This window comes from Streptomyces sp. NPDC044719, assembly GCF_056433405.1.
The window spans coordinates 91699-118214 of record NZ_JBWKHE010000005.1; the positions used below are offsets into that span (position 1 = coordinate 91699).

Below are 26516 nucleotides of genomic sequence, written 5' to 3' on the forward strand. Positions count from 1 at the left end.
TCTACAGACAGATGGGCCGCCCCCTTCCCCCCGGGGGCGGCCCTTCGCCTTGACCCAGACGTCACTTGGCTCCGAGCAGCTGCTCGATGGGGTCGATCGCGAAGTACACGAGGAACAGCGCCGAGGTCCCCCACAGCAGCCAGTGGACCTCCTTGGCCTTGCCGAGCACGGTCTTGATGACGACGTAGGCGAGGAAGCCGGCGCCGATGCCGTTGGTGATGGAGTAGGTGAACGGCATCACGGCGATGGTGAGGAACGCGGGGATGGCGATGTCGTAGCGGTCCCAGTCGATGTGCTTGACCTGGGTCATCATCAGGAAGCCGACGGCGACCAGGGCCGGGGCTGCCGCCTGGAGCGGGACGATGGTGAGCAGCGGGGTCAGGAACAGTGCGAGGCCGAACAGGCCGCCGGTGACGAGGTTGGAGAAGCCGGTGCGCGAGCCCTCGCCGACGCCGGCCGCCGACTCGATGTAGGAGGTCGCCGAGGAGGCGGAGGCCGCGCCGCCCGCGACCGCCGCGGCACCGTCGATCAGCAGCACCCGGCCGAGGTTCGGGACCTTGCCCTCCTCGTCCAGCAGACCCGCCTCGGCGCTGACGCCGACGACGGTGCCCATGGTGTCGAAGAAGTCGGACAGGATCAGGGTGAAGATCAGCAGGACGACCGTGATGACGCCGACGCCGGGGGCGCTGAACGCGCCGAACAGGTCGAAGTCGCCGATGAGTCCGAAGTCGGGAGTGTCGACGAGGTTGCCGGGCCAGGACGGTGTGGTCAGGCCCCAGGTCTTGATGTCGGCGAGGGAGTTGATCACCAGGGCCACCGCCGTCATGCCGACGATGCTGATGAGGATGGCGCCCTTGACCTTCCGGGCGAGCAGGCCGATCGTCAGCAGCACGCCGAGACAGAAGACGAGCATCGGCCAGCCGGCGAGGGTGCCGGTGCCGCCGAGCTGAACGGGCACGGTGGTGTTCGCGGCGTCCGGGATGCGGCTGACGAACCCGGCGTCGACGAAGCCGATGAAGGCGATGAACAGGCCGATGCCGACGCTGATCGCCTGCTTGAGCGGTTGGGGTATGGCGTGCATGACGGCCTCGCGCAGACCGGTCACCACCAGCACGCAGATCAGCAGGCCTTCGAGGACGATCAGGCCCATCGCGTCGTCCCAGCTCATCAGCGGGGCGATCTGGAAGGCGACCACGGCGTTCAGGCCGAGTCCGGCGGCCAGCGCGAGGGGCAGATTGCCGCCCACGCCCATGATGATCGTCATGACCGCGGCCACCAGGGCGGTGGCGGTGGTGAGTTGGACGGCGTCCAGCTGGTGCCCGAACTTGTCCTTCGCGCTGCCCAGGATGATGGGATTCAGGACAAGGATGTAGGCCATCGTGAAGAACGTGGCGAAGCCGCCGCGGATCTCACGGCCGAAGGTGGATCCCCGCTCGGAGATCTTGAAGAACCGGTCGACGCTGTTCACCGGTGGTGGTGCGGCGTCGGACCGGTCGGCCACCTTCTGCGATTCGGACATGACGAGTGCTCCTTGATGCCTGGGTGATCGGTGTGCGGGTGCTGGCTGGATTTTCCTCGTGTTGAACCACGTTCAGGTTTTCTTCGTGTTACGGAATCGAAGTCCGGCCCGCCATACGCCGTTCGAAGCTCCGTACGAACCATCCTGACGAACGCTGCTACGCTTCCCGATCTCGTCCGGGCCTCCCCCGGATGATCACATGTCATCTACATGACACGCACAGGGGCCCCCGTCCGGGAGCGCCCGAAGCCGCTGCGAGGAGAGGTCGCCCGTGGGCACAGTCGTCGACGACGCCGCCTCCGTGGAGTTCCACGCCTTCTTCGAGCGCCACTACGCCGAACTGTCCCGCCTGGCCTACCTGCTGACGGGCGAGTCGGACACCGCCGACGACCTGGCGGCGGACGCGTTACTGGCGCTGTGGCACCGCTGGGACCGGGTACGCGCCGCCGACCATCCGGCGGCGTACGCCCGCGGTGTGGTCGCCAACCTGGCCCGCACCCGCATCCGCAGCGCGGTGCGCGAGCGGCGGCGCATCGCGCTGTTCTGGTCGCAGCGCGAGGAGAACACCGAGAACCCGGACGTCGCGGGCGTGGTCGACGTCCAGGAGGCGTTGCGCCGGCTGCCGTTCCGCAAGCGGGCCTGTGTGGTCCTGCGGCACGCCTTCGACCTGTCGGAGAAGGACACCGCGCTCGCCCTGGGCGTCTCGGTGGGTACGGTGAAGAGCCAGACCTCGAAGGGAATGGCCGAACTCCAGCGGTTGCTGGGCACACAGGGAGTGCCGCAGCGGATGCACGCGACGCTGGGCGCGCCCCGTTGTGCGCCGGCCGTTGAGGGCTTGCGCACCGGCGAGGGCGGAGGGAGGGACCGATGACCGTCCGGCGGGACGTGCACGAGGAACTGCGCGCCCGGCTGCACGAGGCGGCCGGGGGGCACGAACCCGACCGGGAGAGCATCCTGGCCCGGGTCGAGCGCGGCATGGCCGGTCCGGCCGAGTCCGCGCACCGGGCCACGCGTCCGCCGGTGTTCGGCTGGATGCGGGTGGCCGGGGCGACCGCCGCGGTGGCGGGCGTGCTGGCGGTGGGCGGTTACGCGGTGGCGTCCGCGGTGAAGGACGAGACCGCCCCGCAGCAGCAGGAGGTGGCGACGTCTCCGACGCCCACACCGTCGCCGGAGGCGACGAGCCGGGCCCCCGCGCCACCGGTGGATCCCACGCCGACCTCCTCGCCGGAGCGCCGCGAGTCCGCCCCGCCGCCCTCTGGGAAGCCGAGCGCCCCGGTCAGCGCGCGGCCGCCCGCCGCCACCGCGGACGGGCCGCTGTGGTCGGACGGCTCGGTCGACCCGCACAGCAACGACTTCTGGGCGCAGAGCAACATCACGATCAAGACCCGCGAGGAACTGACCGCGCTGACGGTGCGGTTGAGCGTCGCCCAGACCGGCGGGGTCTCCGACGCCGGCGCCTGGCGGTCACTGCCCGAGAACGACTTCACCCTCACGGTCGGCGAGCGGGACGGCTCCCTCGTCTACACCTGGACCCTCAAGGAGGGCCGGAAGGTCCCGGCGGGCGAGTGGGTGTTCGCAGGCCAGTTCGACCACGACCGCGGGGGGCGTGACGCGGGCGCCGACCGCTACACGGTGACGGCGGCCGCGGGACCGGACCGGCTGTCGGTGGGCGGCGGCTTCGCGGCCGTGGACGACGCGGACGACGAAGGCGACGACTCGTAGGTCCCGCGTGAAAATGTTCTGAAGACGCGGCAACCCTTTCCTCACCGGTGACCACCACTACGCGCAAAGAGTCACCCCCCATTCGAGGAATCGGTACATGACTGCACCAGCAGAACAGCGCGTCCGCCACCGCCGCCGGGTCACCAAGCGGCGGGCCGTGATCGCCGGGCTGTCGGCGTTCGGTATCGCGGGAGCCGCCTTCGCCACCACGTCGATGCTCTCCACCGCCAGCGCGGCGTCCCCCTGGCCCGCCGACAAGGGCAGCGAGCCCGTGTCCAAGACCATCCCGGTCTCCGGTGTCCGCGACGGCGGGATGAAGAAGTTCTACGGCAGCGGCGCGCTCGGCGGCGACAGCCAGGACGAGGGCCAGAAGCCTCTCTTCGAGCTGGCGGACGGTGCCACCCTGAAGAACGTCATCATCGGCACCCCGGCCGCGGACGGCGTGCACTGCAAGGGAAGTTGCACGCTGCAGAACGTGTGGTGGCTGGACGTCGGCGAGGACGCGGCCAGCTTCAAGGGCAAGTCCGCCTCGGCGGTGTACAAGGTGATCGGCGGCGGCGCGAAGAACGCCGACGACAAGGTGCTGCAGTTCAACGGCGCCGGCACGCTGAACGTGTCCGGATTCCAGGTGCAGAACGCCGGAAAGCTGGTCCGTTCCTGCGGCAACTGCGGGACGCAGTACAAGCGCACGGTCGTGCTCAACGACATCGACGTGACGGCGCCGATGAACTCGATCGTCGGCGTGAACGAGAACTACGGCGACACGGCCACGCTGTCGAAGATCCGCATCCACGGCGACAGCAAGAAGAAGATCAAGACGTGTGTGCGCTTCACGGGCAACAACACCGGCAAGGAGCCCAAGGAGCTGACCCCGCCCGGGCCGGACGGCAAGACCTGCAAGTTCAAGGCCTCCGACATCAGCTACCAGTGAGGACCCACCTCAGGTGACCCCGGCCGGCCCTGATCCCCCCTTGGGCCGACCGGACGCCGGACGTCCGGGCCCCCAGTCGGACCTTCGGCACCCGGCCCTCCGGAGCCCCCCTCCGGACGGTCGGACGGTACTGGCCGAGCCCCCCTCGGCCGGTCGGCAGGACGCCCCCGCCGGTGCGAACCGGCGGGGGCGTCGTCGTACCTCCGCATTGATGCGCGTATCGCATGGACAGATCTCGGTTTGATGCTGGACAGGGATCCGGTGGTGCTCCGAAACTCTCGCGTAATACCGCACCTCCCGTACTACCTCGGCCCGCCCTCCAGCTCGACGACCGAGACGAGGAACCATGAGATCGATCCCCAGACGTACGGTGCTCGCCGTCACCGCAGGTGCGGTCGCGGCGCCGACCGTGAGCACGTCGGCCACGGCAGCCCCTTCCGAAGGACGGCAAGCGGCCTCAGGACCCAACCCGGTCCTGCGGACGGACCTCCTCACGCAGGTGACACCGAGGAACAACTGGCTGGTGACAGCGGTCGCCGTCCAGTACGCGCACCACATCGACTTACGCGGCGGGACGGTCCCGCCCACCGCCTTCCAGGTGCAGGCCACCGTGGGCGGAAAGACAGCGGCTCGTACGGTGACCCGGGTCTACTCCCACACCTCGGCCGCGGTGGACGACCGCTCCCACCCCGGACGACCGGGGGACCGTCTGATCATCGAGCTCGATCCGAACGACGCCAACGCAAGGGCGGTCGGCACCACCGATCCCCTTCCGCTCGACCGCGCCTACTGCGTCAGACAGGTGGCGGACGTGCGCACCCCGACGGGTGAACCGGTCCTGAAAGCCGGTCCGTTCGCGCACCGGAACAACGACGTCATCACTCCCGTGGCCGACGACTTCGCCGCCGGTTCCTTCACCGACTCCGCAGGCTTCGAACTGGACTTCCGGCTGTACCGGCCCGCGGGATTCCTACGGAACCCGCAGACCCGTACCCGGTACCCGCTCGTTGTCACCCTGCACGGCGGTGGCGAAGTCGCGGACAACAACATGACCCAGCTGACGTCCAACCGGATCGCGGTCACGTTCGCCAAACCGGAACGACAACGGCGCAACCCCGCCTTCGTCCTCTCTCCGCAGATCCCCCTGCCCCGTCCCATGGACGGACCCGACGGCACGGACTGGACCGACGCGAAGGTCCAGGCCGCGCTGATCGAACTCATCGACACCTTCGTGCGCGAGCACTCGGGCCAGGTGGACACCGGCCGGCTCTATCTGGTCGGCCTGTCTTCCGGCGGGCGCGGCATCTACAGCCTGCTGGCCGAGCGACCCGACGTGTTCGCCGCCGCCCTGCCCACGGCCGGCTGGGGCGAAGCGGCCGCCATGGACAGGGTCACGCACATCCCGATCTGGGCCGACCACTCGGTCGACGACCCGGTCGTCCCCTACCGGGAGGGCCGGTTCGGCAACCCCGGCACCTGGACCCTGATGAACGCGCTGGAGACCGCCGGTGCGCGGGTCACCCGTGGGGAGTGGGCCAACGACCTGCCGAAGGCACAGTTCGAGGCCCGGTCGCGGGCCCTCCTACGGCAGGCCCGGGCCACGCGCAGCCACGTGCTGTTCACGAGCTACACGGCCGGAACGACACCGGTGAACCCCCACCTGTCATGGGCCCAGACGTACGAGAACGACGTGGTCATCGACTGGCTCTTCGCGCAGTCCCGCTAGCCGTGCCGCTCTCATCGCTTTCCGGAGGTAGAGCAATGCGTTCCTGCAGTCGTTCCACCGGCACCAGCGCGCCGTTACGGACCCGGTCCCGTCCCATGACGGCGCTGATCACCTGGGCGACCACCATCGGCGTGGCGCTGACCCTGCTCACGGCCACCGCCGCGCCGGCGACCGCCGTCGGCATCCCGGGCCCGACGACCGCCTCCCTGGAGGCCGCCGACGGGCCGCTGACCACCGCCACCTACACCGTTCCCCGCCCGAGCGGGTACGGCTCGGGCACGGTCACGTATCCCACGGCCAAGGGCTCGTATCCGGGCGTCGTGCTGATGCCGGGCTACCAGGGCACCCAGCAGAACCTGCGGTGGCTGGCACCTCGCCTCGCTTCCTGGGGCTTCGTCGTCATCAATGTCGGAACGAAGACGCTCACCGACGATCCCGAATCGCGCGGCCGCCAGATCAGCGCCGCCGGCACCCAGTTGCTCACGCTCGGCAAAACCCCCGGCAACCCGCTGTCGGGGAAGCTCAACGGCACCCTGGGCGCGGCCGGTCACTCGATGGGCGGCGGGGGCGTCATGGCGGCCCTCCGGGACGACCCGCGCTTCCGGGCGGGCGTACCGACCGCCCCGTACCACCCGAACGGAAACTTCTCCTCGGTCACCGAGCCCACCTTCTTCCTGACCTGTCAGAGCGACCCCGTCGCCCACGGCGACACCTTCGCGGTGCCCTGGTACAACTCCATGTCCCGGGCGGAGAAGCTGTACATCGAGGTACCGGGCGACCACCTCTGCCCGATGACGGGCTACGGCGACAAGGCCAAGCAGGGCAAGTGGATCGTGTCGTTCTTCAGCCTCTGGCTGCGTGCCGACACCCGCTTCAGCCCGTTCCTGTGCGGTCCCGCTCGTGACGCCGACAAGAACGACACCTCCCTGGTCACCCGCTGGATGGACACCTGCCCGTGAGGTGACCGACCCGCCGAGGAGACACGGCGCTAGTCCATGGTCGAGCCGATGGCCGTGGAGCCGGTCGTCAGGAACGTCGTCGCGGGGAGGGAGCCGTCCGCCTGGCGTGCCGCGTACGCACCGGCCGCGTCGGTCGACCTGAAGGGCGGGGTGGCGACGCCGCTGTCCCAGTTGTTGCCGGCGGAGTCCGTCGAGGAACCCCGCTTCACCGGGCCGCCCTTGTCCTGGACGGCGAGGTTCTTGCCGAGGCGGACCTTGCCGGTGGCGAAGTAGAAGCCGTTCTGGGCGTTGGCGTACGCGGTGTTGCGGTTCAGGGCGATGGCGCCGGTGTTGGAGTTCTCGGTGAAGCCGTGCAGCGTGTTGTCCCAGGCCGCGTTGTTGTTGACGACGTGGGCGGCGGAGGCGCCCCCGCCACCCAGTTTGAAGCCGTTGCCGTTGCCCTCGAAGGCCGGGTCGTTCCAGCGGTTCTCGCCGTTGCCGAAGGCCCAGGAGTGCTCGAGGGTGACCGGTGAGGAGAACTGCCACAGGTCGAGGCCGTCGTCGGAGTTGTCGTACAGCCGGGCGCCGGTGATCCGGTTGCCCGTCCCGGAGCCGAACTTCACGGCGATGCCGTCGGCGTTCTGGCCGTGTCCTGCCGGGTCGTAGTTGCCGTGGCTGTCCAGGTTCTGCACGAGGTTGCCGGTGGTGCCGTCGCCGCGCAGGGTGAAGCCGGAGTCGCCGTTGCCGGCGGTGACCAGGTTCCTGAACACGCCGCCGGCCGAGGACGTGGCGACGAAGCCCTGGGCGGGGGCGTTGACGAAGGCCAGGTCCTGGACGGTCCAGTAGTCGCCGTAGAGGCCGGCCAGCCAGGAGCCGGCAGGCAGCTTGGAGCCGTCGATGCGCACCTTCTCGCTGCCGTGGGGCCGGAGGGTGATGCGCGCCGAACTCGTGCCGTTCGCCGTGGACTTGAGGGTGGCGGCCGGGTAGTAGGTGCCGCCGCGGATCTGGATGACGGTGCCGGCGGTGGCGTTCTTCACGGCCGCTTCGAGCTGGGCCGCGGTGGAGACGGTGACCGCCGCCGAGGCGGCCTGCGCGCCGCCGCTCGACAGCCCGAGGTAGACGCCGCCCGCCCCCGCGGCGACGGCCACGGCCGCGGCGATGGTGAGCGTGCGGGTCCTGCGGTGGCGTCCGGTGCTGTGCAGCACGGAGCGTTCCTTTCCTGGGGGATGAAGGACGGAAGCGGTTCGGAGGGGCCCGCTCCGATCCGTTTCCGCCCAGCTGTCGCCGCCGCGCCGGGAAAGGGTTGCCGCCATCACGTGCACAGGCGGGCCCGGGTTCCGAAACTTTCGGAACCACCGGCCTCATGCACACCCGTTGACGCACTGCACCCGTCCGGTGAAACTCCGAAGGCCATTACCCAACAGAATCCCCCACACTCCGACAGGAAGTGTCATGCGCCCCCGCACGCTTCTGCTTCCGTTCCTGGCCCTGACCGGACTTCTCCTGACCCTCCTCACGGCGCCGCCCAGCACCGCAGACCCCGGAGCACCACCCGTGAAGCAATCCAAGTACGCCGGCTATCTCTTCGCCTACTTCACGGGTGAGGGCACCGCCGACGGCGAGCAGATCCGCTATGCCCTGAGCCGGGGCAACGACGCGCTGCACTGGCGTGAGCTGAACGCCGGCAAGCCGGTCCTGACGTCGACGATCGGCGAGAAGGGGCTGCGCGACCCGTTCGTGATCCGCTCCCCGAAGGGCGACAAGTTCTTCCTGATCGCCACCGACCTCAGGATGTACCAGAACTCCAGCGGGAGCTGGGACGACGTCCAGCGGCACGGCAGCAAGTCGATCATGGTCTGGGAGTCCACCGACCTGGTCAACTGGACCGACCAGCGCCTGGTGAAGGTCTCCCCCGACACCGCGGGCAACACCTGGGCGCCGGAGGCCTACTGGGACGACAAGCTCGGTGAGTACGTCGTCTTCTGGGCGTCGAAGCTGTACGCGGCGGACGACCCGGACCACAAGGGCGACACGTACAACAAGATGATGTACGCGACCACGAAGGACTTCCGCACCTTCAGCGAGCCGAAGGTCTGGAACGACCCCGGCTACTCGGTCATCGACTCCACGGTCGTGAAGTACAAGGACGAGTACTACCGCTACACCAAGGACGAGCGGGACCCCACGTCCTCCAGCCCCTGCTCGAAGTTCATCACCGGCGAGAAGTCGGCCTCCCTGACCTCGACGAAGTACGACTTCGTGGCCGACTGCATCGGCAAGGGCGCGATGGACCGCGGTGAGGGCCCGACGGTGTTCAAGTCGAACACCGAGAAGAAGTGGTACCTGTTCATCGACGAGTACGGCGGCCGTGGCTATCTGCCGTTCGAGACCACCGACCTGGCCTCGGGCAAGTGGACCCCGTCCACGAACTACCAGCTCCCGGCGAGCCCCCGGCACGGCACGGTGCTCCCGGTGACGCAGAAGGAGTACGACCGGCTGCTGGCGGCCTACCCGTCCACCTCCACCTCGGTGGTGGACGCGACGGCCGAGCGGCAGAAGGGCTACTCCATCGTCACGGACAGCGCCTCGAAGGTCGTGCTGCCGATGGAGCCCAAGGCCGACCTGCGGGGCCTCGCCCCGAAGCTCTGGGTGGGTGAGGGTGCCACGCTGAGCCCGAAGTCCGGTACCCGCCGCGACTTCCGCAAGCCGCAGAAGTACACCGTGACGGCCGCCGACGGGACGAAGCGCACCTGGACGGTCGAGGCGGTCCGCACCCGCAGCCCGCTGCTCCCCGGCCTGAACGCCGACCCCGACGTGCACTATCTCAACGGCAGATACTGGATCTACCCGACGACGGACGGCTTCCAGGGCTGGAGCGGCACCAAGTTCAAGGCGTACTCGTCGAAGGACCTGGTCAACTGGAAGGACCACGGCGTCATCGTCGACCTCGGTCCTGACGTGAGCTGGGCCGACAAGAACGCCTGGGCGCCCGCGATCGCCGAGCGGAACGGCAAGTACTACTTCTACTTCTGCGCCGAGCAGCAGATCGGCGTGGCGGTGGCCGACTCCCCCGCCGGCCCCTTCAAGGACGCGCTCGGCAAGCCGCTGGTCGCCAAGGGCGGTGCGCTCAAGGGCCAGATGATCGACCCGGCGGTCTACACGGACGACGACGGTCAGGCGTACCTGTACTGGGGCAACGGGCACGGGTACGTGGTGCCGCTCAACGACGACATGGTGTCCTTCGACGCGTCGAAGGTGAAGGACATCACCCCGGACAACTTCCGCGAGGGCTCCTTCGTGATCAAGCGGAAGGGCACGTACTACTTCATGTGGTCGGAGGACGACACCCGCAGCGAGAACTACCACGTGGCGTACGCGACCGGACCGTCCCCGCTCGGCCCGTGGACCAAGCGCGGGACGATCCTTGAGAAGCGGCCTGAGTACGGCATCCTCGGCACCGGCCACCACTCCGTGGTGAACACGCCCGGCACCGACGACTGGTACATGGTCTACCACCGCTTCGCCCTCAACGGCCCCGGCCTGCCGGGCGGCGACGGCATGCACCGCGAGACCACCGTCGACCGCATGGAGTTCGCGGCCGACGGCACGATCAAGCCGGTGGTGCCGACGCTGGAGGGCGTCGAGCCGGTACGGCGGTGAGCCTCACAGGACGTCGTCGAGCCAGCTGACGACCTCGTCCTGCATCGCGTGGGTGAAGACGTGGCCGAGCTCCGGCCACGTCTTCAGCCGTATCCGCTCCTCCGCATGGCGCGAGCGCCAGACGGCACGCAGCTTGTCGTAGGCGACCCGTACGCCCTCGGCGGGGAAGAGCGTGTCGAGCCCGCCGTTCATGAACAGCATCGGCCGGGGGGCGGCGATGCTCGCCACGTCGGGGATGTCGAGATGCCGGGCGAGCCCCGGGTGGAGCATGTGGAACGCCGACTGCCCGCGCAGCGTGTTGTTGCCGGGCACCATCATCTCCTTCAGGCCGGTCATCCAGCACACGCTCGCGGCGGCCGCGATGTGGTCGCTGAGGGCGGCGGTCTGCCAGGCGCGGTAGGCGCCCATGGAGAAGCCGACGGCCGCGACCCGCCGGGCGTCCACCCGGTCCAGTCCCGCCAGGAAGGCGGCGGCCCGCTGGTCCTCCCTGGCCATGAGCCCGGCGAGCGAGGAGCCGAGGTTGTAGAAGTTGGCCGCCAGCGCCTGCTGCTGGTCGTAGGTGAGCGGGCCCCGGTCACCCCAGCCGAGGGCGTCGAGGCACAGCACCACATAACCCCGCCGGGCCAGTTCGTCGCCGACGAACCGCCCGCTGAAGTACTTGTCCGCCCACGCCCTGGCTGAGGCGAGACGTGTGTCGTCGTACCAGGGCCGGACGAGCTTCTCCTTCCCGATGTCGAACCTGGATCCGTGGTCGTGCAGGAGCAGCACGGCGGGGAAGGGCCCGTCGCCGTGCGGGGTGAGCAGGGCGCCGCGCACCCGCTCGTACCGGGTGAGGGACACGGTCACCAGCTCGCGCGAGTAGTCCCGCGTGTGGCCCCGCCCGGTGTACTCCGGCGCGAACGGCACCCGGCCCTGCCGCTCCACGAGGAGGTGCTCCTCGACCGCGGCCCGGGCGGTACGCCGCCAGACGCGGAAGTCGCGGATCGGGGACCTGCCCCAGGCGAGCGGGAAGGTCAGGGCGTCCTTCAGGGCCGGGTGGAAGTCGGGCAGCGGCCCGTCCACGACCGCGGCCTCCGCCCCGCTCACCGCTCCTCCGGCCAGCAGCGCCGACCCCGCCCCGACGACGAAGGTCCGCCGTCCGAGCGGCTCATGGGCGTCCATACGGCCTCCCGGCTCCGGCGTGCCGCAGCACGTACCGCTCGACCGCCGCCGGGGACGTGAGGGCGCGGTAGTCGTAGACGTCGGCCGGGTCCCAGCCGACGTCGCTCCCGAGGCCGAGACCGCTCGCCACGTCGTTCAGCCGGGCGGGCCGGCCGTTGAACCACGAGCCGGTGTCACGGAACCGCTCTCCGCCGTAGTCCGCGACGGCGGCGGACGGCAGGCCGCCCGGGTAGCGGAAGACGTTGCGCTCGGAGAAGATCGCGGACTCCACTCCGACGCCCAGGGCGTAGAGCGGCGACCGCCCCCGGTGGACGTTGTTGACGACGTGCACCTGCCCGAAGCGGACGCGCGGGGCGCGCTGCACGATGCCGCTGAACAGGTTGCGGGCGAAGGTCACCTTGAGATGCCCCCGGTCCCGGTCGCCCCGCCCGTCGCCCGAGCCGATGAGGATCGCCTTGTCGTGGTCGTCGAACCGGCTGTCGGAGACGGTGACGAAGTCGGAGCCGTCCTCGATGTCCAGCAGCCCGTCGTGCCGCTGGACGCGCTCGCCATGGAAGCCGAGGGGGGCCTCGCGGTCCGGGAAGCGGCCGTCGGTGAAGGTGCAGTGGTCGACCCAGATGTTCTTGCCGGTGATCACGGTCAGCGCGTCGAAGCGGGCGTTCCAGCTGCCGCGGGTGCCGTCGTCCGGGGACCAGCCGGTGAAGTGGTCGACGGGTGCCTCCAGCCGGAGGTTGCGCACGATGATGTCGCTGCCGGTGTTGACGGTCAGGAACACCCCGAGCAGCCGGGCGTCGCGCCCCATGCCCACCAGCGTGGTGTTGCTCGGCACGGTGAGCTGGATCTGCGCCTTCTCCTTGTTCGAGCCGGTCTGGCGGAGCTGCCGCTGCCGCTTGCAGTACTCGAAGCGGGTGTCGGACCAGGCGGCGCCGTCCGCGCCGAAGCAGGACATGTACTTGCCGAGGTCGTAGCCGGGCGCGTAGTCCTGCTCGCCGAGCAGGGAACCGTCTTCTGCCTCGTGTCCGGAGATGGCGCCGACGACCCGGATCACCTTGGGCGCGGTGGGATCGCCGTCGTTCGCCAGGGCCTGCTTCAGCTCGGCGCGGGTGCCCACCGTCCAGGTCCTGCCGCCCGCCCCGCCGTCGGTTCCGCTGCCGGTCGAGGCCCAGCCGACGGGGCCGCGTTCGGCGGCGGAGGCAGCGGGAGCCGGCCAGAGCAGGCACACGCCGAGAAGGAGCGCCGCGGCCCTACGCACAGGGTCGCCAGTCGCCGAGGTAGGTCTGCACGGTGTGCGAGGCGGCTTGCGCCCGGGTGAGCTGGGGCCGGTTCTCCGGAACGGACACGACGGCACCGGGCCCGGCGTTGCGGTACTCGGCGAACCTCATCGACTGCCAGGGATGGCCGCTCGCCATGTTCGTGTAGGGCGCGACCGCGTCGATGCCCGGGCCGAGCCAGGTGTCCCGGACGGTGAGCATCGGGCGGGCCGTGGTGTCGGAGCTGGGCACCCAGGGCCGGGCCAGCTTGTAGTGGCCGTCGGGGGCCTCGCTGCTGACGCGGCTCCTGGTCACCAGGTAGCCGAGGGGGTTGGCTCCGGCCGTGGACGGGGCGAAGACGAAGCCGTACGGGGCGGCCGGCAGGTCGGTGCGGTTCAGGGTGCGGAAGTGGCAGTGGTCGAAGACGGCGGTGGCCCGTCCGAAGACGAAGTCGACATCGCCCTCGGCGTAGCAGTGCGCGAAGTACTGGCGGGCGAAGGTGCCCAGCGCCATGGAGTCGGCGTACAGGGTGTCCTGGTGGCCGAGGAACCGGCAGTGGTGGAAGGCGGACCGGTCGCCCTGGACCTTGAGGGCGACGGCCTGGGTGCCGGTGATGTCGGGGTGGTCGGCGCGCAGCCAGTCGTTGGCGAAGGTGATCCAGCGGGCGGTGAAGCCGTCGGCCTGCACGGTGGTGGTGGCGGAGCCGGTGGTGCCGTGGGTGCCGCCGCCGGGCTTGGGGGTCCCGGCCGCGTTGTCGTACACGATCACGACGTCTCGGGGGTCCTCGCTCGCCCCGATCCAGGTCATCTCCGTACGGGCGGGGTCGACGGCGACGGTCTGCCGGTAGACGCCCGGCGCGATGACCAGGGTGTGGCCGGTCCCGGTCGCGGCGGCCACGGCGTCCCTGACGGTGGTGAAGTCACCTGCGCCGCCCGGGTGGACGTACAGGGTCTTGGGGTCACGGCGGGCGGCCGGTGAGCCGTACCGGCCGAACGGACGCGGACGGGTACCGGCCCGCGCGGGGCCGGCGGCGAGGCCGAGGGCGGTGCCCGCCGCGGCGCTCGCGACGAGGAACCCCCGGCGGGAGAGGGAACGGTGGGGTTGCGAGAGCATGCGGCTGCTCCTTCGCGGTGCGGATGGTGCGGGGCGGGGAAGGGCCGGGGCGGGGAAGGGCCGGGGCGGGGAAGGGCCGGGGCGGGCGCACCCCGGGGCGGGGGTGCGATGCGGGCCGCCCCGGCCGGTTCAGGAGGGGCTCGTCAGGTCAGCGCACGCGGCCGGCGCCCGCGCCGGCGTTGACGATGCCCGGGACCGCCTTCGCCGGGTCGACACCGGCCCGCAGGCTCGGCTTCCAGCCGGCACCCGACTGGAGCGTCTCCCCGGGGATCTCCGCGTTGTGCACGGCGATCAGGTCGACGGCCTTGCCGTTGACGTAGTTGGCGTTCGCGGTGACCGGCGCCTCGTTCCACTTCTTGAGGATCTTCCCCGGGCTGATGCCCTGCGCGAGCGTGAACGCGTTGTGCTCGGCGACGAGCCGGGACTCCTTGCCGATGCCGTAGACGTAGCCCCACTTCTGGCCCTTGGTGACCACGAAGTGGTTGTTGTACGAGTCGACCTGCCCGAACCGCACCCGCGGCGCCCGCTCGACGATGCCCTCGAAGCGGTTGTGGTGCAGCGTGACCTTCAGCTTGCCCGTGTCGTCGGCGGTGGCACTGTCGCTGTTGCCGATCAGCATGGTCTTGTCGTGGTCCTTGAACGAGTTCCAGGACACGGTCACGTGGTTCGAGCCGCGCACCACGTCGGCCAGCCCGTCGTGCTGCTGGTAGGTCTTGCCGAAGTAGGACGGCAGGGAGCTGTCGGGGTACCGGCCATCGGTCAGTGTGTTGTGGTCGATCCACACATGGGTGGAGCCGTACACGACGACCCCGTCGTACTCGGAGTTCCAGGCGCCGGTCTTGTTGTCGTCGGTGGGGTCCCACTGCGGGAAGCAGTCGACCGGGGCCTCGATGGTGAGGTTGCGGACGATGACGTTGTCGACGCCCTTGATCTGGAGGCTGCCGCCGAGGATCCCGGAGTTCCTGCCCACGCCGATGATCGTCGTGTTGGCCGGCACGCTCGCCTTGATGGCCTTGTCCTGCTGGGCGGCTGACGCGGCCCGCAGGTCCTCCTGCTCACCGCTGACGGGCTTGTCGTGCCCCCAGACGGCGGGGTCGTAGTCCGCGAGGTACTTCTGGAAGTCGTACCCCGCGGCCTCGAACGCCTCGCAGCCCTGGGAGACGGCGTCGATCATCCCCTTCACCTTGATGATCCTGGGCGCGGAACCGCCGTCCTTCAGGGCGGCCTTGAACTGCTCCCAGGTGCTGACGGTGTAGACGTGCGCGGCATCGGCGGCGGCACCGCCGCTGGTGCCGGTGCCGTACGCACCCCACCCGTCGTTCACCCCGAGGGTCTGGCGCGCCATGTCCCGCGCCTGGGCCTGCGCGCCGGTCCCGCCCAGGGACAGCACGAGCGCGGTGCACCCGACCAAAAGGGCGACTCTGCCAATGACATGATCATGACACTTCTGAATCTTCATGGTGCGGCTCTCTTCCTTCTGCGTCGAGGGGTGTTACGCGGCGGCCTCGGGCCAGCTGATCCAGGACTCCGGGATCTCCGCCTCCAGCCGGCGCACATCGCGCGGCGCGAGCACCCGGGCCCGGAGCAGCTCCCGTGCCACGAGCCGGGCCACGGCGATCGCGCCCGGCGGATTGAAGTGCGTGTTGTCCTGCTCGGTCGCGGTCCAGTTGAAGTACGTCTTCGTCTCCTCGACCCCGAGCTCCTGCCACAGGGCGAGCGACAGCGCCTGGAGATCCAGCAGCGCGACCCGTTCCTCGGCGGCGAGCGCCCGCATGGCCGCCGGATACTCACCGTGCGTCGGCACGGCCTTCCCACCCGCGTCGAACCTCCGCCGCTCGACGGCGGTGGCGAACACCGGCCGCGCACCACGGGCCCGGGCGCCGTCGACGTACCTCCGCAGATACTCCTGATACGTCGACCAGGGCTCGGTGTAGCGGGTGGGGTCCTCGGCCTTCTCGTCGTTGTGAGCGAACTGGATGAGAAGGAGATCGCCGGGCTTGATGACGGAGAGAATGGCGTCGAGCCGCCCTTCGTCGACGAAACTCTTGGAACTCCGCCCGTTCACCGCGTGATTGGAGACAGCGAGAGACCGCTGAAGAAAGAAGGGCAACGCCATCCCCCACCCGGTCTCGGGCGCGGCGGCAGCATATTTCTGGGCGGCGGTGGAATCACCGGCGATATAGAGGGTGCGACCGCGATGCCTGGTGGCTTGTGCGGCACCGGCAGCAGATAAGGCGAGAGGAACCGAGGCGACTGCGGCGACGGCAACCTGTCTTCGACTGAGAGACATCAAGACCAACTCCCTTTTTCAGGGGCGCGGGGAACTGCGCGACAAGCCACGGGACGGCCTGCACCCGGCAAGCCACAGGCCGCCCCACGGCGAATTTCAGAACTAACCGTTCTGCTGGTTCCACTCCTCCTGAGCCGTATTCAACTGCTCAGCCATCGTGTCCAGGAATTCCTTCGCACTCATCTTCCCGAGCAGCACCTTCTGGAAGTTCGGCTCATTGTCAGCCTTGGAAATCGTGTTCCAGTCAGGCAGGTAGTACGGCAACTGCACAATCGTCGTCGACCCGTCCGACAACGCGTCAGCGGCCAGCTTCGTGGGCTCCGCCTTCGAAATCCACGCATCCGACGCCGCGTCCGTGTTCGACGGCACCTGCCCCGCCGCCTCGTTGAACCGCGAGTTCTCCGCCTTGGACGTGGCGAACTCGATGAACTTCCACGCGGCCTCCTTGTTCTTGCCGCTCTTGAACAGCCCCAGCCCGTCCACGGGGTTGGACACCTGCACGCGCTTGCCGCCGGCGCCCACCGGCTGCGGAATACCCCGGAACTTCTCGACCCCCAGCGCCTTCACGTGGTCCTGGTACGACCCGAGGTTGTGGTTCAGCATCCCGATCGTGCCGGAGTCCCACTGCGCGACCATCTTCGTGAAGTCGTTGTTCAGGTCGGCCGCCGGAGTGACCTTCTTGTACAGCGCCGCGTACTTCTCCAGCGCCGCCACGTTCTTCGGGTCGTTGAGTGTGGTCTTGTCACCGCCGGCGTCCCAGAACGACGTGATCCCGGACTGCCCGTACATGGCGTCCAGCGCCTGGGCTATGGACCCGGAGCCACCGCGAATGGTGTAGCCGAACTCGTTCTTGCCCTTGTTCGTGAGCTTGTCCGCGGCCTCGTAGAACCGCTCCCACGTCGTGGGCTCCTCCAGGCCCGCCTTCTCGAACAGGTCGGTGCGGTAATACAGCACACCGTTGTTCGCGGAGGTCGGAATCGAGTACAGCTTGTCGTCGCCACCGCCGGCCGCCTTCAGCGACTCGACCATGTCCTTGTTGAGCTTGCCGTTCAGCGAGGACTTGCCGAGCCGCTCGTCCAGCGGCTCCAGCGCGCCCTGCGCGGCGAACCCGGCGAGCATGGCCGCGCCCACACCGCCGACGTCCGGCAGGCCGCCGCCCTGGAGGGCGGTGTCGACCTTGGACTGGTACTCGGTGGAGGCGATCCCGACGTACTCGACCTTGATGTCCGGGTTGGCCTTCTCGAAGTCGGCGATGATCTTCTTCCAGATCTCGGTGCGGACACCGCCGTTGTTGTCCCAGAAGACGATCTCGCCCTTGCCGCTCCCCTCGGAGCCCTTGTCACCGCTCGCCCCGCTGCCGTCGTCGCCGCAGGCGGTGACGGTCAGGGCGAGCGCGGCCCCCAGGGCGACGGCCGTGGCGGCTCGCCTGCTTCTGCGAATGCTGATCTTCATTGGTCGGCTCTCTTCTTCTGGATCCAACTGGCTGTGAACGTGCGGGGGGTCAGTGGTGGCGGGCGTACGGAGCCCAGTCGTCCGTGCCCTTGAGGTAGTGCGCGACGGTGTGGGTCCGCGCGGCGGCGTCGCCCATCTGCGGCCGGTCCGCGGTCACGCCCGCTCCGGCCCCGTGGTTGCGGTACTCGGTGAACCGCGCGTCCTTCCACGAGAACCCGCTCATGTCGGTCCACGGCGACGACTTGACCGCGGCGGGCAGTTCGGTGTCCCGGATCAGCACCTGGGCGACGGCGTCCGGCTCACCGCCCGGGTGCCAGGGCCGTCCGAGGTGGAAGGTCCCGGCGGGCGCGTCACTCACGATCTTCGACCGGCTGATCAGGAACCCGTACGGGTTTCCCGTCCACGTCGAGGCGGCGGTGATGTAGCCGTTGTTCGTGTCCGAGCCGCGGCTCAGCGCCCGGATCACCGACCGTTCGATCACGGTCGTGGCCCGGCCGTAGACGAAGTCGACGTCGCCCTCGATGTAGGAGTCGCGGATGTAGACCCGGCTGACGGTGGTCAGCTTGGGGCTGTCGGTCATCAGCGTGTCCTGGTTGCCCAGGAACGCCGTGTCCTCGAAGACGATCCGGTCGCCGGTCGTCTTCATCGCCAGCGCCTGCTCGCCGTTCAGCTCGTGCGCGGCCTCGTCGAAGTCGTTGCTGAAGGTGAGGTTGCGTGCGGTGACGTCGTTCGCGGCGATGCGGACGGTGGCGCTCCCCGTCGAGCCTCCGTACGCGGCGGGCGTGTCGAAGACGATGACCGTGTCGGAGCGGTCGCGTCCGGTCCCGCGCAGCACAAGCTGTGGCTTGCTCGCGGGGATGTACACCTTCTCGCGGTAGGTGCCCGGCGCGACGGCGATGGTCACCGGGGTGTCGTTGCCGTCGGGCACGGCGTCCACGGCGGACTGCACGGTCGGGTAGTCGGCCGGTACGTTCAGCTCGACAGGGCCGCCGATCCGCTTCTGCGGCCCGGAGAACCTCTTCACCAGCGCGGGCACGGCGGCGGCCGGGTCGAGCCGGTAGGCGTAGAACTCGCGGGGGTCGAACGCCGTGCCCCAGGCGTCGTGCCGGCCCGTGGTGTTCCGCAGGATCGAGCCGCGCTGCACCAGCTCGGCGGTGGCGTCGGCCTGATAGGGGTGCTGAACGCCGTCGTAGAAGCTGTTCTCGATGACCATCTTCGTCCGGCCGCGCGACCAGTTCCCGTAGGTCCACACGGGGTCGCCGTCGGAGAGCTGCGAGGACAGGTAGTTGTTGTAGAGGTGCGCGTAGGCGCAGTTGTCGGCGGACGGGTTGCGCTGCTTGGTGCCGGTGAACCAGTTGTGGTCGACCGTGATCTGGGTCTTGACGTTCGGGGTCCAGCCGATGCCGAAGGTCTTGTTGTTGTTCGTGAACCGGTTGTAGGAGACGGTGACGTACTCGCTGTCCTTGCGGATGTCGAGCTGGCCGTCGCAGATCCGCGAGAACCGTATGTGGTCGATCCACACATGGTGGGCGGTGTCGAGGCGGATGCCGTCGTAGTCGGTGTCCTTGCAGTCCCAGTTGCCCTCGATGGCGGTGTCGCGGATGGTGAGGTTGCGGATGATGACGTTGTGCGTGCCGGGGTCGAGGGTGAAGCCGCCGTGCACGATCTCGGCGGTGTCGCTGACGCCGATGATGGTCTTGTCCGAGGCGACGGGTATCTCCGTGCCGAACGGGTCCATCTTCAAGGCGCCCTTGACGCGGATGACGTAGGGCTCCTCGGCCGCCGCGTACTTGGCGAGTGCGGCCTGGTCGGTGACGGTGACGACCTTGCCGCCCGCGCCGCCGGTGGTGCCGCCGGCGAGGGAGGCGAAGCCGTGGGGGCGGTCGGTCCAGCGGTCGGCCGCGGGCACGGTCTTCGCCGGCGGGGCTGCCTGGGCTTCTCCCATCGCCCCGAGGCTCAGCGCGGCGACGAGGCCGAGCACGGTGGCCACGACCTTGCCGTGCCCCGGTCTCGACAAGCGCTTGCTACGGAAGTGCGTCATTGCGGCTCCCAACAGGCGTACGACGGCAGGTGCGTTACGAGGTGCTGATCCGGAACCGGGTGAAGGTCGCCGCGCCGGCGTGTCCCTGACCGGTGGGCGCGAGGGCGAAGAGGCCGAGCAGGGCGCCGACCCAGCGCCACGGGGTGGCGGCGAAGACCGGGCCCGAGGGCCGGAAGCCGTCGCCGGTGTCGGCCGAGAAGCGGCAGCGCGCGCCCGCGCCGATCTCGATCCGCAGCCGGGCCCGGCCCTCGGGCGCGAGCCGCGGGTGGGCGGCATCCCGTTCGGCGTCCGCGACCCCCTCCGCGAACCGGTGCACGAGGTGCGTGGTCCCGTCGGTGCCCCGCTGGAGGCCGATCCAGCCGAACGCGTCCCCGAGGACTGCTAGTCCGGCGCGGGCCCCGGGCTCGTCGCTGTCGAGCCGCAGCTCCACCTCGACCGTGCGGGGCGCGCCGGGCAGCCGCTGGGTGAGCACGCTGGGCAGCTTGCGCAGGTCGTGGGCGTCGGCCGAGCGGACGCAGGTCAGCCTGAGCCCGTCCCCGGAGTGCTGGGTGGCCCAGCCGTCGCCCGGGTTGGCCGTCCACTGCCACTGGCGGCCGTACCGTCCGCCGGGGAAGTCGTCGTCGGTGGCGGGCGCCGCGGGCGGCTGCGGAGGCAGGCCGGGCATCTCGTGCACGGCGACGGGGGCGCCGTCGTCCCCGAGCACCGGCCAGCCGTCCGGGCCCCAGCTCATCGGCTGCAGGTGAACGACCCGGCCGTAGGCGCCGCGCTGCTGGAAGTGCAGGAACCAGTCCTCGCCGGTCGGGGTGCGCACCCAGCCGCCCTGGTGGGGGCCGTTGACGTCGGTGTCCTTCTGCTCCAGGACGATCTTCTCCTCGTACGGCCCGAAGAAGCCGCGCGAGCGGAAGGCGCCCTGCCAGCCTGTCTCGACGCTCCCGGCGGGGGCGAAAATCCAGTACCAGCCGTCGTGCCGGTAGAGCTTGGGTCCTTCGAGGGTGAACCAGCCGGGTATGCGGTCGGCGTCGACGATCACCTTGCCCTCGTCGAGGAGTTCGGTGCCGTGGGGGTGCATCCGGTGCCCGGTGAGGCGGTTCTTGATGCCGGAGCGGGACTTGGCCCAGGCGTGGACCAGATAGGCCTCGCCGGTCTCGTCGTCCCACAGGGGGCAGGGGTCGATCAGGCCCTTGCCGGCCTTCAGCAGGTGCGGCCGGGTCCAGGGGCCTCTGATCTCGGGGGCGTTGACCTGGAAGATGCCCCGGTCGGGGTCGCCCCAGAAGATCCAGAAGCGTTCGTCGTGATGCCGGAGGGACGGGGCCCAGACGCCGCAGTCGTGCCGGGGCCGCTCGAACTCCTCCGCCGGTTCGAGACGGTCCAGCGCGTGGCCGACCAGGGTCCAGTTCACCAGGTCGCGGGAGTGGAGTAACGGCAGGCCGGGGACGCGGCCGAAGCTGGAGGCGGTCAGGTAGAAGTCGTCGCCGACGCGGACGACGTCCGGGTCGGACCAGTCGGCGTCGAGGATCGGGTTGCGGTAGGTCGGGGTGGTCACGGGCTCACCGCCTTGCGGACCAGGGCGGCCGCGGCGTCCCGGCCGAGTCGGCCGTCGGCGACGACGGTGACGATCCGGCGGACGACGGTCTCGCCCGGCGGGATGGGCAGCCGCTCGTCGTGGGCCAGCGAGGAACCCACCCCGGGGTACTCCCCGGTGCGCACGAACCACGGGTCGCGGCGGGTCTGTTCGGTGGCCCCGGCGAAGACCAGCGTCCAGCCGGAGCCGGCCAGGGCGAGCCAGTCGGAGGGCCTGCCGTGCGCCTCGCTCTCGCCCTCGGTGCGGGCGGTGAAGACGTCCGGGGGCGCGGCCTCCTTGCGGGCCCGCCAGAAGAAGCCGCCGTAGGCCGCGCCCGGACGCCCGTTGGTCGCCGGGCTGCCGATCGACAGCGGCTCCTTGGTGACGTTGGTGAGGGAGAAGGTGAGGTCCAGGGCCCAGGCCTGGTCGGTGAGTTCGGTGGCCGCGACCGTACGGCGCTCGCGCAGCAGTTCGCCGCCCGCCGCCACCCAGCGCAGCTCCTCGACGAAGCCGTCCGGGTCGCGCAGCTGGAACGCGACGTGCCGCTGGGAGCCGTGGTTGTCCAGCTCGGTCGGGCCCTGGTCGCGGACGTAGGTGCGCCCGCCCCAGAAGTTGAACCCCTCGACGTCGGGAACGGCGACACCGACGCCGAGGTGGTGTGCGTGGTCGGCGGGGCTCAGCTCGGTGACCGCCGTACCGGACAGGGTGGTGACGGGATGCAGATACGGGCGCGGGGAGAGCCGGGCCGGCAGTTCGGGCCGGGTGACGTACCGGCCGACCGGCCGGCCCGCGACGCGCAGGACCGGGGTGTCGTTGCTGGTCATCTGGTGCTCACCTCGTTCGACAGGTGCGCCCAGGGGGCGCCGAGTTCGGAGTAGAGGGAGAGGGTGTCGGCGGCGGCCGCGACGAGTCCGTCGATGCCGGGGACGACACGGCGGTTCTCGTCGGGGATCCGGTGCCAGGCGGTGTCCGGCAGCGGTGCCGGGTCGGGAGAGGTGCGGATGGCCTCCACGACCTTCATGAAGGCACCGGTCTCCGCCGGCGGGACCAGCAGGGCCGCGCCGGTGGTGAGGTGCGCGACGAGGTTCTCCAGCAGGTCGGTGCGGCCGTGGTCGGACTCCTCCGGGCCGTGCCCCGCGCGCTGGAGCAGCACCCGGTCCTGCTTGTACCAGAAGGTGATCCGGCCGCTGCTGCCGTGCACCAGGACGTACGGCTCGTCCGACTCCTCGGCGCACAGGGTCGCGGCGACGGTCACCGGGTGGCCCTGCGTGGTGGTGATGCGGACGCAGGAGGTGTCGTCGGATTCGATGGCGTTGGCGCGCAGCAGCTCGGTCTCGATGCCGCTGACGTGCTCGGCGCGGGTGCTGCCGCCCAGGGCGAGGGCGGTGGCGACGGCGTGGGCGAGGGGGTTGGTCAGCGCCCCGTCGATGACGTCGACGCCGTTCAGCCGCCGCTTGCCCGCCCAGGGCGCCCGCCGGAAGTAGTCCTCGTCGCGTACCCAGGCACCGGCCCCGCCGAGCCCGACCAGCCGGCCGATCGCGCCCTCGGCGACCAGCTCGCGGATGGCGGGCAGGGCGTGCGAGCCCAGCGACTGGAAGCCGATCTGGCAGACGACCCCGGCCGCCGCGACCCCGTCGGCCATGCGGCGGAACTCCGCGTAGGAGGGGGCGGGCGGCTTCTCCAGCAGGATGTGCACGCCCCGCCCGGCCGCCGTGAGCGCGAGGTCGGTGTGGGTCGGGATCGGTGTGCAGATCACGGCGATCCGGGCGCCGGTGGAGTCCAGCAAGGCGCCGAAGTCGGCGGACTGCTCGGGCGTGCCCAGGTCGCCGAGTTCCTCCTCGGTCAGCGGCGTCAGCTCGCAGACGCCGACGAGCCGCACGATGCCCTGCTTCTGGAGGCGGCGGATGTTCTCGACGTGCCAGCGGCCGTGGCCCCGGGCGCCGGCGAGGACGACAGGCAGAGGTGTGTTCATGGCGTCGATCATGCGACCGGTCACGGGATCCTCCCCGCTCCCGCGCCGCGGGCCACGGCCCGGTCGGCCGCCGCGGCGCTGTCGATCGGCCCGTGCAGGGTGGGGGTCCAGCCGACGTCGGAGGTCAGATCGCGCTCGCTGCCGGAGTTGTAGGCGTTGTAGACGGCGAGCAGGTCGACCGGGTAGCCGTTGAAGAGGGTGCCGCTCTGGTGCAGGGCGCTGCCGTTCCAGCTCTTGACCAGGTCGGCGACCTCCACGTGGCCGGGGGCGTGGAAGGCGTTGTTCTCGGCGTGGATCCGCGACTCGGTGGAGACGCCGAGGGAGTAGCGGTGGTCGTCGGTGACCTCGTACCGGTTGTTGTAGACGTGCACCTGCCCGAAGCGGACGCGCGGGGCGCGCTGGACGACCGACTCGAACGCGTTGTGGTGCAGCGTGACCCGGAGCCTGCCCCGGTCGCCGGTGGCGGTGTCGCCGTTGCCGATGAGCATCGCCTTGTCGTGGTCGGCGAACCGGCTCCAGGAGACGGTCACGAGGTCGGAGCCGCCTGTGATGTCCAGCAGTCCGTCGTGGCGCAGGTAGTTGCGGGCGAAATAGGTGGGTTCCTTGGCGTCCGGGTGCCCACGGTCGGACGCGGTGACGTGGTCGACCCACACATGGGTGGCGCCGGTCAGCCAGATCGTGTCGTAGGCCGCCTTCCAGTCGCCGAGGCCGCCGGTGTTGGGCTGCCAGACGGGGAAGCAGTCGTAGGCGTCGCGCACCTCGAGGTTGCGGATGATCACGTTGTCGGCGTTCTTCACCTGAAGGCCGGCGCCCTTCAGAACGGCAGAGTCGCCGAGTCCGACGATGGTGGTGTTGGAGCCGACGGGCAGCACGATCCGCTCGGCCTGCCGGGCGGCGGAGGCCTGGCGGGCCTCCTCCTGCGGGCCGCTGGGCTTGGCGGAGCCCCAGGTGCGGGGGTCGAAGGCGGCGAGGTACTTCTTCAGGGCGTAGCCGCCGGTGGTGTAGTCGGAGCAGTCCAGCCGGTCGCCGTCGTCGTCGGTGTTGGCGTCGACGGTCCCGGCGATCTTGATGATCTTTGGGGTGTCGCTGCCGCCGTCGAGGGCGCGGACCAGTCCGGCGCGGTCGGTGACGGTGTGGACGTGCTCCGGATCGGCGGCGGCGCCTCCGGTGGTGCCTTGCCCCGCGGAGGCCCAGCCGTCGTTCGCCGGCAGGGTGTCGCGGCTGATGTCCCGGTCCTCGGCGTGCGCGGGGACGCACAGCAGCCCCAACAGCCCGGCCGCGACGGCCAGTTGCCCGATTCTCATCCCTTCACCGCCCCCGCGCTGAACCCGGTGATCAGCCACTTCTGGATGAAGGCGAACACGATCACGACCGGGACGGCCGCGATGATGCCGCCCGCGGCGAGGGCGCCCAGGTCGACGCTGTCCGCGCTCATCAGGGAGTTGAGGCCGACGGGGATCGTCTGCTTGTCCTGGTTGTTCAGGAACATCAGGGCGAACAGGAAGTGGTTCCAGGAGTGGACGAAGGCGAACGAGCCGACGGCGATCAGACCGGGCCGCAGCAGCGGCAGCACCACGATCCGGAAGGCCGTCATGCGGTTGCAGCCGTCCACCCAGGCCGCCTCCTCCAGGGAGTACGGCACGTTCTTGATGAAGTTGCTGATCAGGATCATCGACAGCGGCAGCTGGAAGACCGTCTCGGCGAGGATGACACTGCCCAGCGAGTTGATCATCTGGAGTTCGGCGAAGATCTCGAAGAGCGGGACCAGCAGCAGGGCTCCGGGCACGAACTGGGAGCACAGCAGGCCGAGCATGAACGCCCGCTTGATCTTGAAGTCGAACCGGGCGAGCGCGTAGCCGCCGGCCAGGGCGACGAGCGTCGTCATGAGCAGCGTGGCGACACCGACGAGCACGCTGTTGGCGAAGTAGGTACCGAAGCTGCGCTCCGTCCACACCTTCTCGAAGTGGTCGAAGGTCATCGGCCAGGGCACGAGCGAGGTCGAGCCGGCCGGGCGCAGCGAGAAGAGCAGGATCCAGTAGAAGGGGATGAGGGTGAAGACCAGGTAGATCCCCAGGGGCAGGTAGACCTGCCAGCGGGGTGCCTCGTCCCAGGCGCGGTTCCTCTTCGTGGGCCGCGGCGGTTCGGGGGTGGCGCGCACGGGAGCGGGTGCCGCCTTGGTGGCTTCCTTGACGCTCACTTGTTGTCGCCTCCGAACTTGCTCAGCCGCAGATAGACCATCGAGCAGAAGAGCAGGATCACGAACGCGACCGTGGTCAGGGCGGACGCGTAGCCGAAGTTGTGGGCGTCGACCGAGGTGTTGGCGATGTACAGCGGGAGGGTCGTGGTCTCCCCCGCCGGGCCGCCGCCGGTCAGCGTGTAGAGCAGGTCGACGTTGTTGAACTCCCACACCGCGCGCAGCAGCGTGGACAGGATGATGGCGTCCTTCAGGTGCGGCAGCGTGATGTGCCAGAACTGCTTGATGCGGCTGGCCCCGTCGACCTCGGCGGCCTCGTAGAGGTCCTTCGAGACGGACTGGAGGTCGGCGAGGATGAGGATCGCGAAGAACGGCACACCGCGCCACAGGTCGGCCACGACCGCCGCCGGGAACACCGTGGAGGTGTCCGAGAGCCAGCTCGTGCCGTAGGAGCCGATGCCGATGTCCGCGAGGTAACGGGTGATACCTGTCTGGGAGTTGTAGAGCAGCACCCAGATCGCGGAGGTGAGCACGCCGGAGACGGCCCACGGGGAGAAGACCAGGGCGCGTCCCAGGCCCCGCCCCACGAAGGTCTGGTTGACGATGAGGGCCAGCGCGAGGCCGAACAGCAGCTGGAGTCCGACCTCGACGAAGACCCACTTGGCGCTGAAGACCAGGGTGTCCCAGAAGATGGGGTCCTTGGTGAAGGCGTGGACGAAGTTGTCGAAGCCCGCGTAGCCGTTCCGCCACGGCTTGGTGGGGTTGTAGTTCTGCAGGCTGTAGTAGAAGACGCTGATGACCGGGTAGGCGATGAAGCCCAGCATGAGCAGGGCGGCCGGGGCGATCAGCAGGTACGGGAGCCTGCGCGGCGTGGCGGAGGCCCGGCGCCGCCGGGGTGGCGCGGGCGGTTTCGCCACGGCTGCGGCTTGGGCCATGACAGGGTCTCCGATCTCGGTACGGTCGTACGGGAAGCGCTTTCTCGATAT

At 69.9% G+C, this 26516-nt stretch carries 21 protein-coding genes; 6 read left to right on the forward strand and 15 right to left on the reverse strand.

Annotation, left to right across the window (positions count from 1 at the left end; translation table 11 throughout):
• Nucleotides 1-61: 61 nt before the first annotated feature.
• Complete coding sequence (locus tag AC07DF_RS20600; RefSeq protein ID WP_478973035.1) at nucleotides 62-1519, reverse strand: NCS2 family permease; 1458 nt, start codon at nucleotides 1517-1519, stop codon at nucleotides 62-64.
• Nucleotides 1520-1790: 271 nt separating this feature from the next.
• Here AC07DF_RS20600 and AC07DF_RS20605 point away from each other — a divergent pair, with 271 nt between their 5' ends.
• The 5 genes from AC07DF_RS20605 to AC07DF_RS20625 all read left to right on the forward strand — a co-directional run bounded on the left by AC07DF_RS20605 (nucleotide 1791) and on the right by AC07DF_RS20625 (nucleotide 6857).
• A complete protein-coding gene (locus AC07DF_RS20605; RefSeq protein ID WP_382499750.1) occupies nucleotides 1791-2390 on the forward strand; it encodes a SigE family RNA polymerase sigma factor in 600 nt (199 codons plus the stop codon).
• Nucleotides 2387-3241 (forward strand): hypothetical protein, encoded by an 855-nt coding sequence (locus AC07DF_RS20610; RefSeq protein WP_478973039.1) that lies wholly within the window; start codon nucleotides 2387-2389, stop codon nucleotides 3239-3241. The genes AC07DF_RS20605 and AC07DF_RS20610 overlap by 4 nt, the downstream gene beginning before the upstream one ends.
• 97 nt (nucleotides 3242-3338) lie before the next feature.
• On the forward strand, nucleotides 3339-4172 hold the full coding sequence (locus tag AC07DF_RS20615) for a pectate lyase (RefSeq protein WP_478973042.1): 834 nt from the start codon (nucleotides 3339-3341) through the stop codon (nucleotides 4170-4172).
• A 346-nt stretch (nucleotides 4173-4518) separates the two neighbouring features.
• Complete coding sequence (locus tag AC07DF_RS20620; protein ID WP_478973045.1) at nucleotides 4519-5898, forward strand: prolyl oligopeptidase family serine peptidase; 1380 nt, start codon at nucleotides 4519-4521, stop codon at nucleotides 5896-5898.
• A 95-nt stretch (nucleotides 5899-5993) separates the two neighbouring features.
• Complete coding sequence (locus tag AC07DF_RS20625) at nucleotides 5994-6857, forward strand: poly(ethylene terephthalate) hydrolase family protein (protein WP_478973048.1); 864 nt, start codon at nucleotides 5994-5996, stop codon at nucleotides 6855-6857.
• A 29-nt stretch (nucleotides 6858-6886) separates the two neighbouring features.
• On the opposite strand, the gene AC07DF_RS20630 is transcribed toward AC07DF_RS20625, so the two are convergent.
• Entirely contained in the window at nucleotides 6887-8041 is a 1155-nt protein-coding gene (locus AC07DF_RS20630) for a right-handed parallel beta-helix repeat-containing protein (protein ID WP_478973051.1), read from the reverse strand.
• Between the two features lie 247 nt (nucleotides 8042-8288).
• Here AC07DF_RS20630 and AC07DF_RS20635 point away from each other — a divergent pair, with 247 nt between their 5' ends.
• Entirely contained in the window at nucleotides 8289-10496 is a 2208-nt protein-coding gene (locus AC07DF_RS20635; RefSeq protein ID WP_478973054.1) for a glycoside hydrolase family 43 protein, read from the forward strand.
• A 3-nt stretch (nucleotides 10497-10499) separates the two neighbouring features.
• Here the strand turns inward: AC07DF_RS20635 and AC07DF_RS20640 are convergent, their stop codons facing one another.
• The 13 genes from AC07DF_RS20640 to AC07DF_RS20700 form a co-directional block, all read right to left on the reverse strand.
• Nucleotides 10500-11657, reverse strand: coding sequence for a dienelactone hydrolase family protein (locus AC07DF_RS20640; RefSeq protein ID WP_478973057.1), 1158 nt, complete (start codon nucleotides 11655-11657; stop codon nucleotides 10500-10502).
• Nucleotides 11644-12879 (reverse strand): pectate lyase family protein, encoded by a 1236-nt coding sequence (locus AC07DF_RS20645; protein ID WP_478973060.1) that lies wholly within the window; start codon nucleotides 12877-12879, stop codon nucleotides 11644-11646. Before AC07DF_RS20645 ends, AC07DF_RS20640 begins: the two co-directional genes overlap by 14 nt.
• Before the next feature lie 22 nt (nucleotides 12880-12901).
• On the reverse strand, nucleotides 12902-14020 hold the full coding sequence (locus tag AC07DF_RS20650) for a pectinesterase family protein (protein ID WP_478973063.1): 1119 nt from the start codon (nucleotides 14018-14020) through the stop codon (nucleotides 12902-12904).
• A 148-nt stretch (nucleotides 14021-14168) separates the two neighbouring features.
• Nucleotides 14169-15479 carry a pectate lyase family protein gene (locus AC07DF_RS20655; RefSeq protein WP_478973066.1) on the reverse strand — a complete coding sequence of 437 codons (1311 nt, stop codon included), beginning with the start codon at nucleotides 15477-15479 and terminating at the stop codon, nucleotides 14169-14171.
• A gap of 33 nt (nucleotides 15480-15512) precedes the next feature.
• Nucleotides 15513-16310 carry a rhamnogalacturonan acetylesterase gene (locus AC07DF_RS20660; protein ID WP_478973069.1) on the reverse strand — a complete coding sequence of 266 codons (798 nt, stop codon included), beginning with the start codon at nucleotides 16308-16310 and terminating at the stop codon, nucleotides 15513-15515.
• A gap of 102 nt (nucleotides 16311-16412) precedes the next feature.
• On the reverse strand, nucleotides 16413-17762 hold the full coding sequence (locus tag AC07DF_RS20665; protein ID WP_478973072.1) for an ABC transporter substrate-binding protein: 1350 nt from the start codon (nucleotides 17760-17762) through the stop codon (nucleotides 16413-16415).
• Between the two features lie 49 nt (nucleotides 17763-17811).
• Nucleotides 17812-19803, reverse strand: coding sequence for a pectinesterase family protein (locus tag AC07DF_RS20670; protein WP_478973075.1), 1992 nt, complete (start codon nucleotides 19801-19803; stop codon nucleotides 17812-17814).
• A gap of 34 nt (nucleotides 19804-19837) precedes the next feature.
• On the reverse strand, nucleotides 19838-21346 hold the full coding sequence (locus tag AC07DF_RS20675; protein WP_478973078.1) for a glycoside hydrolase family 43 protein: 1509 nt from the start codon (nucleotides 21344-21346) through the stop codon (nucleotides 19838-19840).
• A complete protein-coding gene (locus tag AC07DF_RS20680; RefSeq protein WP_478973081.1) occupies nucleotides 21343-22188 on the reverse strand; it encodes a DUF6807 domain-containing protein in 846 nt (281 codons plus the stop codon). The genes AC07DF_RS20675 and AC07DF_RS20680 overlap by 4 nt, the downstream gene beginning before the upstream one ends.
• Nucleotides 22185-23336: a Gfo/Idh/MocA family protein gene (locus AC07DF_RS20685; RefSeq protein ID WP_478973084.1), complete on the reverse strand. Its 1152-nt coding sequence runs from the start codon at nucleotides 23334-23336 to the stop codon at nucleotides 22185-22187. The genes AC07DF_RS20680 and AC07DF_RS20685 overlap by 4 nt, the downstream gene beginning before the upstream one ends.
• Nucleotides 23337-23356: 20 nt before the next feature.
• Nucleotides 23357-24640, reverse strand: a complete 1284-nt coding sequence (locus tag AC07DF_RS20690; RefSeq protein ID WP_478973087.1) for a pectate lyase family protein — start codon at nucleotides 24638-24640, stop codon at nucleotides 23357-23359.
• On the reverse strand, nucleotides 24637-25533 hold the full coding sequence (locus AC07DF_RS20695) for a carbohydrate ABC transporter permease (protein WP_478973090.1): 897 nt from the start codon (nucleotides 25531-25533) through the stop codon (nucleotides 24637-24639). The genes AC07DF_RS20690 and AC07DF_RS20695 overlap by 4 nt, the downstream gene beginning before the upstream one ends.
• Nucleotides 25530-26465 (reverse strand): carbohydrate ABC transporter permease, encoded by a 936-nt coding sequence (locus tag AC07DF_RS20700; protein WP_478973093.1) that lies wholly within the window; start codon nucleotides 26463-26465, stop codon nucleotides 25530-25532. Before AC07DF_RS20700 ends, AC07DF_RS20695 begins: the two co-directional genes overlap by 4 nt.
• Nucleotides 26466-26516: the final 51 nt, after the last annotated feature.

Coding starts and splice junctions, on each gene's coding strand:
- AC07DF_RS20600 (WP_478973035.1), bottom strand. CDS start 1,519: ATGTCCGAATCGCAGAAGGTGGCCGACCGGTCCGACGCCGCACCACCA.
- AC07DF_RS20610 (WP_478973039.1), top strand. CDS start 2,387: ATGACCGTCCGGCGGGACGTGCACGAGGAACTGCGCGCCCGGCTGCAC.
- AC07DF_RS20615 (WP_478973042.1), top strand. CDS start 3,339: ATGACTGCACCAGCAGAACAGCGCGTCCGCCACCGCCGCCGGGTCACC.
- AC07DF_RS20620 (WP_478973045.1), top strand. CDS start 4,519: ATGAGATCGATCCCCAGACGTACGGTGCTCGCCGTCACCGCAGGTGCG.
- AC07DF_RS20625 (WP_478973048.1), top strand. CDS start 5,994: ATGACGGCGCTGATCACCTGGGCGACCACCATCGGCGTGGCGCTGACC.
- AC07DF_RS20635 (WP_478973054.1), top strand. CDS start 8,289: ATGCGCCCCCGCACGCTTCTGCTTCCGTTCCTGGCCCTGACCGGACTT.
- AC07DF_RS20640 (WP_478973057.1), bottom strand. CDS start 11,657: ATGGACGCCCATGAGCCGCTCGGACGGCGGACCTTCGTCGTCGGGGCG.
- AC07DF_RS20650 (WP_478973063.1), bottom strand. CDS start 14,020: ATGCTCTCGCAACCCCACCGTTCCCTCTCCCGCCGGGGGTTCCTCGTC.
- AC07DF_RS20655 (WP_478973066.1), bottom strand. CDS start 15,479: ATGAAGATTCAGAAGTGTCATGATCATGTCATTGGCAGAGTCGCCCTT.
- AC07DF_RS20660 (WP_478973069.1), bottom strand. CDS start 16,310: ATGTCTCTCAGTCGAAGACAGGTTGCCGTCGCCGCAGTCGCCTCGGTT.
- AC07DF_RS20665 (WP_478973072.1), bottom strand. CDS start 17,762: ATGAAGATCAGCATTCGCAGAAGCAGGCGAGCCGCCACGGCCGTCGCC.
- AC07DF_RS20670 (WP_478973075.1), bottom strand. CDS start 19,803: ATGACGCACTTCCGTAGCAAGCGCTTGTCGAGACCGGGGCACGGCAAG.
- AC07DF_RS20680 (WP_478973081.1), bottom strand. CDS start 22,188: ATGACCAGCAACGACACCCCGGTCCTGCGCGTCGCGGGCCGGCCGGTC.
- AC07DF_RS20685 (WP_478973084.1), bottom strand. CDS start 23,336: ATGAACACACCTCTGCCTGTCGTCCTCGCCGGCGCCCGGGGCCACGGC.
- AC07DF_RS20690 (WP_478973087.1), bottom strand. CDS start 24,640: ATGAGAATCGGGCAACTGGCCGTCGCGGCCGGGCTGTTGGGGCTGCTG.
- AC07DF_RS20700 (WP_478973093.1), bottom strand. CDS start 26,465: ATGGCCCAAGCCGCAGCCGTGGCGAAACCGCCCGCGCCACCCCGGCGG.